Genomic DNA, 12,589 nt, shown 5'->3' with positions numbered 1-12,589 from the left:
GAGTGCAGGGCCAGGCACTCATGCCTGGCCACCCGCACACTCACGGGTTAAACAGGTGAGGCTCCAACCATCACTGGCTAGAGCCTCAAACCCACTTAGGTTAAGTCCGGCGGTGACCTACTCTCCCACACCCTCACGAGTGCAGTACCATCGGCGCAATGGGCCTTAGCTTCCGGGTTCGGTATGGGACCGGGCGTTTCCCCCACGCTATGACCGCCGTAACAATCACGAAGCACACAAACCAAATATTTCCTGGTCAGTGTTTTCCGGTGCTACAAAGTCTTGTAACTCATCCGTATTTGTTGGTTAGAGGTTGTTGTCTCGTAACCGCATAGTGAACGCGAACAGCATTGAAAAATATCAGTTCAAATTATTGTTTTATTGTGTGTTGTAAGCCATCGGCCTATTAGTACAGGTCAGCTGCACAAGTCTTCAGTCCTTGCTTCCACATCCTGCCTATCAACCCAGTGGTCTAGCTGGGGGCCTCTCACACACAAAGGTGCATGGAAATCTCATCTCGAAGCAGGCTTCCCGCTTAGATGCTTTCAGCGGTTATCCCTTCCAAACGTAGCTAATCAGCGATGCACTTGGCAGTACAACTGACACACCAGAGGTTCGTCCGTCCCGGTCCTCTCGTACTAAGGACAGCCCTTCTCAAATTTCCAACGCGCGCAGCGGATAGGGACCGAACTGTCTCACGACGTTCTAAACCCAGCTCGCGTACCGCTTTAATGGGCGAACAGCCCAACCCTTGGGACCTACTCCAGCCCCAGGATGCGACGAGCCGACATCGAGGTGCCAAACCATGCCGTCGATATGGACTCTTGGGCAAGATCAGCCTGTTATCCCCGAGGTACCTTTTATCCGTTGAGCGACGGCCCTTCCACGAGGTGCCGCCGGATCACTAGTCCCGACTTTCGTCCCTGCTCGAGCTGTCACTCTCACAGTCAAGCTCCCTTGTGCACTTACACTCGACACCTGATTGCCAACCAGGCTGAGGGAACCTTTGGGCGCCTCCGTTACATTTTAGGAGGCAACCGCCCCAGTTAAACTACCCATCAGGCACTGTCCCTGAACCAGATCATGGTCCGAAGTTAGGTGACCGGTACAGCCAGAGTGGTATTTCAACGATGACTCCACCTGAACTAGCGTCCAAGCTTCACAGTCTCCCACCTATCCTACACAAGCTGCACCGAACACCAATACCAAACTATAGTAAAGGTCTCGGGGTCTTTCCGTCCTGCTGCGCGTAACGAGCATCTTTACTCGTACTGCAATTTCGCCGAGTTCATGGTTGAGACAGCGGGGAAGTCGTTACTCCATTCGTGCAGGTCGGAACTTACCCGACAAGGAATTTCGCTACCTTAGGATGGTTATAGTTACCACCGCCGTTTACTGGGGCTTAAATTCTCAGCTTCGCCACAAAAGTGACTAACCAGTCCTCTTAACCTTCCAGCACCGGGCAGGAGTCAGTCCGTATACATCGTCTTGCGACTTCGCACGGACCTGTGTTTTTAGTAAACAGTCGCTTCCCCCTGGTCTCTGCGGCCCACACCCGCATCAGAGAAGCAAGTTCTCATCACGGGGCAGGCCCCCCTTCTTCCGAAGTTACGGGGGCATTTTGCCGAGTTCCTTAACCATGATTCTCTCGATCGCCTTAGTATTCTCTACCTGATCACCTGTGTCGGTTTGGGGTACGGGCGGACTGGGACCTCGCGCCGATGCTTTTCTAGGCAGCATAGGATCACCGAATCACCCCATAAACGGGGCGCCTATCAGGTCTCAGAAACATGAGCGGCGGATTTGCCAACCGCTCTTCCTACACCCTTGGACCAGGTCAATTCCATTGCCTGGCTCGGCTACCTTCCTGCGTCACACCTGTTAATACGCTGACCTCACTGCATCGGTTCCCACCACACCACCAGCAACCATTCCCGAAGGAACAAATCACCGGATCCGTCATGGTTAGCATCCACAGCTCAGTATGGGCGGTCCTTCGCCGGTACGGGAATATCAACCCGTTGTCCATCGACTACGCCTGTCGGCCTCGCCTTAGGTCCCGACTAACCCAGGGCAGATTAGCTTAACCCTGGAACCCTTGATCATTCGGCGGACGGGTTTCTCACCCGTCATTCGCTACTCATGCCTGCATTCTCACTCGTGTGGCCTCCACCGCTGGTTTACACCGCGACTTCACCGTCCACACGACGCTCCCCTACCCATCCAAACACCCAATCGAAACCAGGTTAATATTTGAATGACGCAACTTCGGCGGTGTGCTTGAGCCCCGCTACATTATCGGCGCGGAATCACTTGACCAGTGAGCTATTACGCACTCTTTCAAGGGTGGCTGCTTCTAAGCCAACCTCCTGGTTGTCACAGCAACTCCACATCCTTTTCCACTTAGCACACGCTTAGGGGCCTTAGTTGGCGTTCTGGGCTGTTTCCCTCTCGACTATGAAGCTTATCCCCCACAGTCTCACTGCTGCGCTCTCACTTGCCGGCATTCGGAGTTTGGCTAAGGTCAGTAACCTTGTAGGGCCCATCGCCTATCCAGTAGCTCTACCTCCAGCAAGAAACACGCAACGCTGCACCTAAATGCATTTCGGGGAGAACCAGCTATCACGAAGTTTGATTGGCCTTTCACCCCTACCCACAGCTCATCCCCTCCATTTTCAACTGAAGTGGGTTCGGTCCTCCACACGCTCTTACACGCGCTTCAACCTGGCCATGGGTAGATCACTTCGCTTCGGGTCTAGATCACGCCACTCAAACGCCCTATTCAGACTCGCTTTCGCTACGGCTTCCCCACACGGGTTAACCTCGCGACGTAACACTAACTCGCAGGCTCATTCTTCAAAAGGCACGCCATCACCAGGGAACAAGTCCCCAGCTCTAACGGATTGTAAGCGCACGGTTTCAGGTACTATTTCACTCCCCTCCCGGGGTACTTTTCACCATTCCCTCACGGTACTGATTCACTATCGGTCATCAAGTAGTATTCAGGCTTACCAGGTGGTCCTGGCAGATTCACACAAGGTTTCACGGGCCCCGTGCTACTCGGGTATCAACACTAGAACGGCAGACACGCATTACGCCTACGGGACTATCACCCTCTCTGGTCCGGCATTCCAACCGATTCACCTATACGCCTGCACCTCATCCCACCAGCAAGATAGCGCTGGTACATGTCAACCCCACAACCCCGATGATGCAACGCCTATCCGCTATCACACACCAACCGGTTTAGCCCCATCCGCGTTCGCTCGCCACTACTAACGGAATCACTGTTGTTTTCTCTTCCTGCGGGTACTGAGATGTTTCACTTCCCCGCGTTCCCTCCACACAGCCTATACATTCAGCTGCAGGTCACACCACATAACATGGTGCGGGGTTCCCCCATTCGGAAATCCTGGCCTCAACGTCCGGTTATCGACTCCACCAGGCTTATCGCAGATTCCCACGTCCTTCATCGGCTCTTGATGCCAAGGCATCCACCGTGCGCCCTTAAAAACTTCAACACAAATCAAAGTCTCAGAATTGAGCAATAAAACAATCTAACAAAATCACGCAGACAAGACTCCAACACCAGGCAATCCCAGGAAAAGGACTACCCAGCTCATCTCATCTGCAAGATGCTCGCGTTCACTATACAGTTCCCAAACAACAACCCCGCACCCCCGCAACAACACCCCAAAACCAACACCAACCAAAGGCCAGCATCAATCCACCAGGACATCCTTGCAGCAAACACAGGACAAACACCGAAACACCAAGAACCCCTCACCCAAGCGAACACCACCAGGACCCTCCCCACAGGAAGAACCCCGGCAACCATTCACCAGGAAAGGAGGCTTGTTGCCTCAAAACCCAACAGCATGCCAAACCATACAAACCACACAACACCCACACACCGCATTCCAGCACCGCAAGAAGAAAACCCCCTGCAATGCGTACTAGCAGATGCCCAAGCACCACGCGGCCACAGCCAATACCCCGCACCAGCATCAGCCAGCACGTTTTCCGGTATTGAGTCCATTGATATTCCACCCATGAGCAACCCACCCGGACAACACTCGTGTCCAGCATGGGCAACCAATAATGGTTAGCTCCTTAGAAAGGAGGTGATCCAGCCGCACCTTCCGGTACGGCTACCTTGTTACGACTTAGTCCCAATCGCCAGTCCCACCTTCGACGACTCCCCCCACACAAGGTGGTTAGGCCATCGGCTTCGGGTGTTACCAACTTTCGTGACTTGACGGGCGGTGTGTACAAGGCCCGGGAACGTATTCACCGCAGCGTTGCTGATCTGCGATTACTAGCGACTCCGACTTCATGGGGTCGAGTTGCAGACCCCAATCCGAACTGAGACCGGCTTTTAGGGATTAGCTCCACCTCACAGTATCGCAACCCATTGTACCGGCCATTGTAGCATGCGTGAAGCCCAAGACATAAGGGGCATGATGATTTGACGTCATCCCCACCTTCCTCCGAGTTGACCCCGGCAGTCTCCCATGAGTCCCCACCACTACGTGCTGGCAACATGGAACGAGGGTTGCGCTCGTTGCGGGACTTAACCCAACATCTCACGACACGAGCTGACGACAACCATGCACCACCTGTGAACCAGCCCCGAAGGGAAACCCCATCTCTGGAGCGGTCTGGCACATGTCAAGCCTTGGTAAGGTTCTTCGCGTTGCATCGAATTAATCCGCATGCTCCGCCGCTTGTGCGGGCCCCCGTCAATTCCTTTGAGTTTTAGCCTTGCGGCCGTACTCCCCAGGCGGGGCACTTAATGCGTTAGCTACGGCGCGGAAAACGTGGAATGTCCCCCACACCTAGTGCCCAACGTTTACGGCATGGACTACCAGGGTATCTAATCCTGTTCGCTCCCCATGCTTTCGCTCCTCAGCGTCAGTAAATGCCCAGAGACCTGCCTTCGCCATCGGTGTTCCTCCTGATATCTGCGCATTTCACCGCTACACCAGGAATTCCAGTCTCCCCTACATCACTCTAGTCTGCCCGTACCCACCGCAGATCCGAGGTTGAGCCTCGGACTTTCACGGCAGACGCGACAAACCGCCTACGAGCTCTTTACGCCCAATAAATCCGGATAACGCTTGCGCCCTACGTATTACCGCGGCTGCTGGCACGTAGTTAGCCGGCGCTTCTTCTGCAGGTACCGTCACTTTCGCTTCTTCCCTACTGAAAGAGGTTTACAACCCGAAGGCCGTCATCCCTCACGCGGCGTCGCTGCATCAGGCTTTCGCCCATTGTGCAATATTCCCCACTGCTGCCTCCCGTAGGAGTCTGGGCCGTGTCTCAGTCCCAGTGTGGCCGGTCACCCTCTCAGGCCGGCTACCCGTCGTCGCCTTGGTGAGCCATTACCTCACCAACAAGCTGATAGGCCGCGAGTCCATCCCCCACCGATAAATCTTTCCACCCCGCACCATGCGGTGCGAGGTCATATCCGGTATTAGACCCAGTTTCCCGGGCTTATCCCAGAGTCGGGGGCAGGTTACTCACGTGTTACTCACCCGTTCGCCACTAATCCACCCAGCAAGCTGGGCTTCATCGTTCGACTTGCATGTGTTAAGCACGCCGCCAGCGTTCATCCTGAGCCAGGATCAAACTCTCCATAAAAAAATAAAAAGCCACCAGCAACCCCTTGGAAAATAAGGGCGAAGCCGATGAAGTCCTGGCGAATAATAAAACACTCGAGAACACTGCACGGGGGTGCAATGCCTCAAGCAAATGTTATGTATTCACCAAATAAAAATATTCGGTATCAACAAACTTGGCACACTATTGAGTTCTCAAACAACAAACACTTACCGGTTCTTTACCCACCATTCCAGGCGGTAATTTCGTCCAGCATTATATTCATATTCTATAACCGTGAATTTCTGGAAGTCAAATCCATTGTTTGTGATTTGAACCAGTATTCTCAGTTCCCATTCTTTTCAATTGTTGTCCACAAGACTGTGGAAAAACCTTGATTTTCTGGGGTTCTGCCGCCGTTTCACATCCGGTTATTTCTTCCGTTTTGTTCTCGGCGACAAGGAAAAACTATACACGGGTTTTGGGGGTGCTGCAAATCGGGCGGGTGGTTTTGGCGGGTGACCGTGCACACTTAATTTCGCAACGCCGATTAAAGCGCGAGTTCTAGCGGATCGGTACCCGAAAACATTTCATGCAACGCACGAAAAGACATCTTAAAAACGGAAGCCGACCACCAAGGTGGTCGGCAATCCCTGTACAGCTAGTCTTCGAGGATCTCAGCGTCGATGACCCGTGGATCATCCAGCGGCAACGAGCTGGGCACCACCGTAGGGATTCCCTCGAAGGCAACCGCGGCATTCTCGATCACGCGCTTGGCCATGTACCGATTGCCGACACCACCGATGGCCGCGCCAACGCCAAACGGAACCAGTCTGCCCATGGTGCTGGCAGCCTGGGTGCCGATGATCTTGCGCAAGAACTTCTTCTGCATGGTGCGCTGCATGGCGGAGTAGATGCTCGTGGACTTGCCGGCACCGAAGGACTTGGCCCAGCCCTGGACCGGTCCTCCGCCGCGGCCTGCGGCTTGGGCAGTCAAGCCGGCAATCATTGAGCTGCCTTCCTCGCCCATCATGATGCCCATAACCAGCACTCGCGACCGATCCGGGTCTTCGATGGCAATGCCGTGCAGTTCTGCCAGGCTCTGCGCATACAGCGCAGAAGCTTCCAGGAAGCCCAGCGTTGCAGCAACGGAAAGGCCCAGCGCCACGCCGGTGCCGACAGCAGGGACGGCTGCGGTTCCACCCACGGCTGCACCGGTGCCGGTAACCACACGCAGGTAATCGCGCTCGACAATGGCTGCCAGCTCGGCTGCCGTGGCTTCCGGGTGCTTCTTGCGCAGCCGCTTGATGTAGGCAAGCACCAGCGGGCGCTGCACGCCGATGCCCTTCATGATGGCATCCTGCACGCCGGAGCGCGGCTTTCCATCCTTGCCAAGCAACGTCATTGAAATCGGATCGTTTTTCATGATGGCTCCAGCTTATCCGCAAGACCCTGAGAGTTGCCTTGAGCGCTCTGCCTTCACACAAGCGTCTTGAAAAATTCCTTGAAACTCCCCGATGCTGGTGAAAGAGTTGGCTTATGAAGAACGCTCAGGCCAAACGGTATAACCATGCCTTGAAAAGCGCCGGGATCTCGGAGCACCCGGTCGCTTTGCTCGATCTCGATGCCTTCGATTCAAACGTGATCGCCCTACGCGAACGGGCCGGCGGCGTGCCGATCCGCATCGCTTCCAAGTCCCTGCGTGTACGCAAGGCGTTGGAGCGGGCGCTCGACGAGCCAGGCTTCCGGGGCGTTCTCTGCTTCACGTTGGCCGAAGCATTATGGCTGGCCAGCCACGGTTTGAAGGACTTGGTGGTTGCGTACCCGCAAACGGATGCCGAAGCGATCAGCCGGTGGGCGGCCAGCGAGCAGGCCTGCGAAGCTGTCACCCTCATGGTGGATACCGAAGAGCAGCTGGACCTGATCGACAGAATCGCGCCGGGGCACCCGGCATTGAAGGTCGCCTTGGAACTGGATGCCTCCTATTACCCCAGCGGCAATATCCGCATCGGCGCCGCACGTTCGCCGCTGAGCCGGCCGGAACAGGTCGCGGCGCTGGCCGCCGAGGTGCACCGTCGCCGCAACTTCATCCTGGACGGGTTGATGGGCTACGAATCCCAGATCGCTTCGGTTCCCGATGGAGGGTTCACCCCCAAGGCGCTGATCGCGCGCAAGCTGCGCCAAGCCAGCGCCGCCGAACTGGCCGAGCGCCGGGCCGAAACCGTGGAATTGGTCCGGGAGCTGGGCGAGCTGCGTTTCGTGAATGCCGGCGGCACAGGTTCGGTGGAAAGCACTGTCCAAGAACCCGCTATCACCGAGATTGCAGCGGGTTCAGGGCTGTTCGCGCCCGCGCTGTTCGATTCCTATCGCGCATTCCGACCCGCCCCTGCCCTGTATCTGGGCTTCCCTGTGGTCCGCCGTCCCGATGAGCGAACAGTCACCATCCTCGGAGGCGGTTGGACCGCATCGGGTCCAGCCGGCAAGGACCGGCTGCCAAGAATCGAGCACCCAAAGAAGGTGCGCTATCTGTCCATGGAAGGAGCCGGCGAGGTGCAGACCCCGCTCACCGGCCCCAGCGCACACCGCATCGCCATTGGCGAAACGGTCTGGCTGCGCCATGCCAAGGCCGGCGAACCTGCGGAACGGGTTAATAAGGTGGCGGTGTATTCCAAGGGCAAGATCATCGAGCAGTGGCCCACCTACCGCGGGGAAGGCAAAGCATTCCTGTGAGCACCTTCAAGAACTTCGCGCGCACCGTTGTCGCGCACCCGGCAGCCATCCGCTCCCCGCGCAGCATCGCGGAATTGGCGCAGGTCCTGGAACAGGCCGCCGACCTGGAGCAGCCGGTGCGCACCGTCGGCGCAGGCCATTCCTTCACTCCGCTAGCGGCTACCGACGGCATCTTGCTGAACCTGGATGGCTTCCAGGGAATCGAGGAAGTCGACGCCCTCACCCACGAGGTGACCTTCCGCGCCGGGACCCGGCTATGGCAGATCCCCGCACTGCTCAAGCCCTTCAATCTCGCGTTGGAGAATATGGGCGATATCGACAAGCAATCTGTAGCCGGAGCCATCAGCACCGGCACCCACGGCACCGGCCTGCGATTCAGCGGATTCAGCGGAACGGTCACCGGGGTGCAGCTCCTGCTGGCCGATGGCACCCACCTGCGTGCCAACTCTCAGGAGAACACCGAACTATTCGAGGCCTCCCGGCTTGGCCTGGGAGCGCTGGGGGTGCTCACCCACGTGCGGCTGCGCTGCGTCCCGCACTACATGATGCGTGCGGAGGAAATCATCGAACCTATCGGGCTGATCGCCGAAAGCTTCGTCGAGCGCGCACGGGAAGAAGACCATCTGGAATTCTTCTGGTTCCCGGGCACCGGCAAAGCCCAGGTGAAGATCAATACCCGCCTCGACGGCCAAGTCCCGACCGAGCAGCCGCCGGCGGCAGCCCGCTGGCTGAATGATGAAGTTGTCTCCAATGGCGCATTGCAGCTGCTCAGCTCGGTGAGCGCGGCGCTGCCGAAGACCACGCCAGCCTTGGCCAAGGTGGCGTGCGCAGCGTTGCCCGAAAGCAGCCGCATCGCACCGTGGAACGAAGTGTTCACCAGTGCGCGGCGGGTGCGTTTCACCGAAATGGAATATGCGCTCCCGCTGGCCAACTTCGATGAGGCTTTCGCCAGGGTGCGGGCGTACTTCAAGCGTTCGGGAACCGGGGTCTTCTTCCCTGTCGAGGTGCGCACCGCGGCCGAGGATTCCACCTGGCTGGGAACTGCCAGCGGCCGGCAAACTGCATATATTGCCGTGCACCGCTACATTCGCGATCAGGGTCCGGGATACTTTGCAGCCATGGAAGAGATCTTCCGCTCCCTGGGCGGCCGGCCGCACTGGGGCAAGGAGCATACGCTTCAGGCTGGGGAATTGGCTCAGCTCTACTCGAAGTTCAGCGATTTCACGCGGGTTCGCCAGGCTGCCGATCCGGAGGGCAGATTCCTCAATCCGTATCTGCGCAGCTTGCTCGGCGCCTAGAATTGGATGTCGGCCCAGATCAGCGGGCTTGATTCCTTCGCGAAGTCGGGGACTGTTCCCGGCAACGCCTGGGAAGTGCTCGGCTGGTTCTCCTTGATGCGTCCCTGGCCCAATACCTGCCAGGTTTCGCTCGGCACCAGGTAGCTGCCCGAATCATTGACAGCGTTCGCGTGCTTGAGTTCCTTGAGGAAAGGGTCAACGCGATCAGCGGAGCCATCTTGCAGGCCCAGTGCACCGGCAATGACAAAGCGGTCTTCGCCCACGCCTTCTGCATGTTCGCCCTCGTCGGTGCGAACATAGTTCTCGCCGGAGAGATAGCCGTCGATGACCTTCAGCTCGTCCATCTGGCGTGCCTTGGCGAATTCCTCATCCTGCGCATCCGGCTGGGTTTGCGTCGCCAGGATATGCACCGGCTCGCCACGGTACTGGATGGGAATGTCCCATAGGCCGGTGCTCATCACGGGGATGGACGCTGCCAGCACGCCGGATAAGTCGGTGTGGTGCAGCATGTCGTTGGCAACGTGTTGCCACTTGAGCTGGGAAACGCTGGTGACCTGCTCTTGGGCGATCGGGTACTTCGACAGCACGACGATCGACCCCTGCTCCGCGAATGCGGCCTGGCCCCACGCGTCCTCGGCGCTGCCGATCACGCCGTCGGCGTTCAAGTCGGCGCCGCTTTGCAGGCCTTTGGAGCCCACCGCCAGATAGGAATACCCGTAGTCCACGTCGGCGCGGTCGTCGCCCAGATTGTTCAGATAGTTCTCATTGAGCGCGTCAACTGCCTCCTGGGTGGCGTCCATATCCGTCAGCACCACCACGTCCGCGTTGGCGCTGCTGATCTTGTCCGCAACCTGGGCTGCCTGCCGGTCGGTTCCGCGCATCAGGGCCGCGGGCAGCTCTTCGGGGGTTTCGCCGGTGAGATTTGCCTGGATGGTTGCCACGCGCAGCGAGGTCTCCGAAAGCTGCGCGGCATTGGCGCCTGCTGGGTCGCCGGGTCCGGTGGGTGCGGCAAGTGCGCCGGTTGCGGGGAGCATCAGAAGTGCCCCTAAACCCAGGCTCGCTGTTCCGACTAATAACTTGCGCACCCATCCACCCTACGACGTTCAGCTACCGCTTTCCAGCACCTTTACCGGATTGTAATGCCGCAGCCGCAGCGGCCTTCTTGTTCGCGGAAAGGACTTCTTCCATATACGGGGCACGCACATGCGTGGATACCCGGGCGTCCACCAGGCATACGCCGCGGGCGCCTGCGTCAACCCACTGCTGCACGGCGGCGAGGTCTTCCAGCGTGCCAACGCGGATTCCGGTCGCTCCCATGGAGTTGGCAATGCCGGAAAAATCCACGGTAGGGATCAGCATCGGATCTTCGTGCAGGCCGACGGATCCGTACTGGTGGATTTCCGCACCATAGGCGGAGTCGTTGTAGATGACGATGACGCCGCTTTCCACGGTGCGCACGATCGATTCGAGGTCTGCCAGGCCCATCAGGAATCCGCCATCTCCGGCGGCCAGCACGACCGTGCGGCCTTCCGCCGCCGGGGCCGCACCCACCATGGAGGCGATGCCCAGGCCGATGGACTGGTAGGCGGTTCCCACACAGGCCAGGGAGCGCGCACCGAAAGTCGACCAGTACATCGGACCCCAGCCGATGAAGTGCCCGCCATCCTGCACCAGCACGCGGTTGGCCGGCAGGATGCCCTGCAGCTCGCTGGCCACGCGGCGCGGATCCAGCTGCCCGTCGGAGGCCTGCTCGTCGCCGGCGGGGCGGCTGCGCAGCTCGGACAGGTCAAGGCCTGCGCGCCATGCGTCGTCGGCTTGCTCCACGGCACCGAGCAGGTCCGCGGCAGCCAGGGCCGCATCGCCGGTGGCGAAGTAGTCGACGCGCGGATTGGTGGCCGCGCATCCCAGATCGATCTGGATCAGGGTGGCATCGTCTGCCACCAGCTCGCCAAAGCGCATGGTGAACTGGTTCAGCGAGGCGCCGAGCACCAGTACGGTATCTGCCTGCGCGATGATCGCGGCGTTGGCCTCCGTGGAGAACCCTCCGGTGATGCCCAGGTCGAACTCGTAGTCCAGCAGGTCGCGGGCCAGCAGCGTGCCCGAGGTGGTGGCCCCCAGCTTCTGAGCCAGCGCCTGGACCTGCTCGGCGGCATCAATTGCGCCGCGGCCATAGAGGATGTGGGTGCGCTGCGAGGCGTTGAGCTTGGCAGCGATCTGCTCCAGCTGGGTGGAGTTCAGCTGCGGCGCCGGCGGGGTGCTGCGCAGGGAGGCGAAATCGGGAAGCTGCTCTTCGAGGGAATCCAGCGCTGCCAGGTCATAGGGAATGGCCAGGACCACCGGCAGCTGCTCGCGCAGCGCATGGGCCGCCGCCTCAAGTGCGGTCGCACCCGGGGTGTTGCGGTCGACGACGTAGCGGGGCGCCCGCACCGCGGCATCGATCGCGGCCTGGTCCACGTCCCAGCCGCGCAGGCCCGACGTCGGCGCGTCGCCGGTGACGAACAGCAGCGGGGTCCCCGCCGCGGCGGCCTCGGCCAGGGCAGTGGTGGTGTTGGTGTAGCCGGCACCGTAGGTGGTGGAGGCGATGGCCAGCTTGTTGGAGATGCGGAAGTACGCGTCGGCGGCCGAAACGGCGGCCGATTCATGGCGCACTGCGGTGTAGTCGAAGCCTGCACGCACCGCGGCGTCGAGGAAGTGGGCGTTGCCGTTACCCATCAATCCGAAAATTCGCGGGGCCAGGGGCTTGAGGGCATGGGCAATGGCAGCTGAAACGCTGGACATTATGGACTCTTTTCAAGAAATCGTGCTGAAGAAATTCCATATATGTCTGCCGTTACCGGTTGCTTCACCGCAACGGGTATCGCCCCTTTTGAGAGCGCCGGAACCAGCTGGAGCCGTGTTCCTGACTCACTGATGATAAGGCAGGGATCCTGCTCGGCGCTAGGAGCCGGTGACCGCGACCC

The 12,589-nt window shown here is 59.0% G+C and carries 5 protein-coding genes and 3 rRNA genes; 2 read left to right on the top strand and 6 right to left on the bottom strand.

Features of this window, described 5'->3' with window-relative positions:
• Positions 1–104 precede the first annotated feature (104 nt).
• The 4 genes from rrf to ACR9WD_RS00885 all read right to left on the bottom strand — a co-directional run bounded on the left by rrf (position 105) and on the right by ACR9WD_RS00885 (position 7,027).
• Positions 105–221: ribosomal RNA gene (rrf, locus tag ACR9WD_RS00900) — 5S ribosomal RNA — on the bottom strand.
• 164 nt (positions 222–385) lie between these two features.
• Positions 386–3,521 (bottom strand): 23S ribosomal RNA (locus tag ACR9WD_RS00895).
• A 596-nt stretch (positions 3,522–4,117) separates the two neighbouring features.
• Positions 4,118–5,643: ribosomal RNA gene (locus ACR9WD_RS00890) — 16S ribosomal RNA — on the bottom strand.
• The 16S, 23S and 5S rRNA genes sit together here, the layout of an rRNA operon.
• A gap of 619 nt (positions 5,644–6,262) precedes the next feature.
• Complete coding sequence (locus tag ACR9WD_RS00885; RefSeq protein WP_121865955.1) at positions 6,263–7,027, bottom strand: hypothetical protein; 765 nt, start codon at positions 7,025–7,027, stop codon at positions 6,263–6,265.
• Between the two features lie 113 nt (positions 7,028–7,140).
• Between ACR9WD_RS00885 and ACR9WD_RS00880 the strand changes: the two genes are divergently transcribed.
• Positions 7,141–8,331 (top strand): alanine racemase, encoded by a 1,191-nt coding sequence (locus tag ACR9WD_RS00880; RefSeq protein WP_434922505.1) that lies wholly within the window; start codon positions 7,141–7,143, stop codon positions 8,329–8,331.
• Complete coding sequence (locus ACR9WD_RS00875) at positions 8,328–9,629, top strand: D-arabinono-1,4-lactone oxidase (RefSeq protein ID WP_434922504.1); 1,302 nt, start codon at positions 8,328–8,330, stop codon at positions 9,627–9,629. Before ACR9WD_RS00880 ends, ACR9WD_RS00875 begins: the two co-directional genes overlap by 4 nt.
• Here ACR9WD_RS00875 and ACR9WD_RS00870 read toward each other — a convergent pair.
• Both ACR9WD_RS00870 and ACR9WD_RS00865 read right to left on the bottom strand, forming a co-directional pair.
• Positions 9,626–10,663, bottom strand: coding sequence for an endonuclease/exonuclease/phosphatase family protein (locus tag ACR9WD_RS00870; protein ID WP_121865953.1), 1,038 nt, complete (start codon positions 10,661–10,663; stop codon positions 9,626–9,628). The two genes, ACR9WD_RS00875 and ACR9WD_RS00870, sit on opposite strands and share 4 nt — an antisense overlap.
• Before the next feature lie 73 nt (positions 10,664–10,736).
• The gene (locus ACR9WD_RS00865; protein ID WP_434922503.1) at positions 10,737–12,407 is read right to left on the bottom strand and encodes a thiamine pyrophosphate-binding protein; all 1,671 of its coding nucleotides are present in this window, start codon (positions 12,405–12,407) and stop codon (positions 10,737–10,739) included.
• Positions 12,408–12,589 lie beyond the last annotated feature (182 nt).

It is taken from the genome of Glutamicibacter sp. PAEs-4 (genome assembly GCF_051161755.1).
Taxonomy (GTDB): domain Bacteria; phylum Actinomycetota; class Actinomycetes; order Actinomycetales; family Micrococcaceae; genus Glutamicibacter; species Glutamicibacter nicotianae.
The sequence above is the reverse complement of the archived record's forward strand: the minus strand, read 5'-3'. Positions and strand labels throughout refer to the sequence as shown.

What these genes read in the sequence shown, in the direction of transcription:
- ACR9WD_RS00885 (WP_121865955.1), bottom strand. Translation starts at nt 7,027, where the DNA reads ATGAAAAACGATCCGATTTCAATGACGTTGCTTGGCAAGGATGGAAAG.
- ACR9WD_RS00880 (WP_434922505.1), top strand. Translation starts at nt 7,141, where the DNA reads ATGAAGAACGCTCAGGCCAAACGGTATAACCATGCCTTGAAAAGCGCC.
- ACR9WD_RS00870 (WP_121865953.1), bottom strand. Translation starts at nt 10,663, where the DNA reads ATGCTCCCCGCAACCGGCGCACTTGCCGCACCCACCGGACCCGGCGAC.
- ACR9WD_RS00865 (WP_434922503.1), bottom strand. Translation starts at nt 12,407, where the DNA reads ATGTCCAGCGTTTCAGCTGCCATTGCCCATGCCCTCAAGCCCCTGGCC.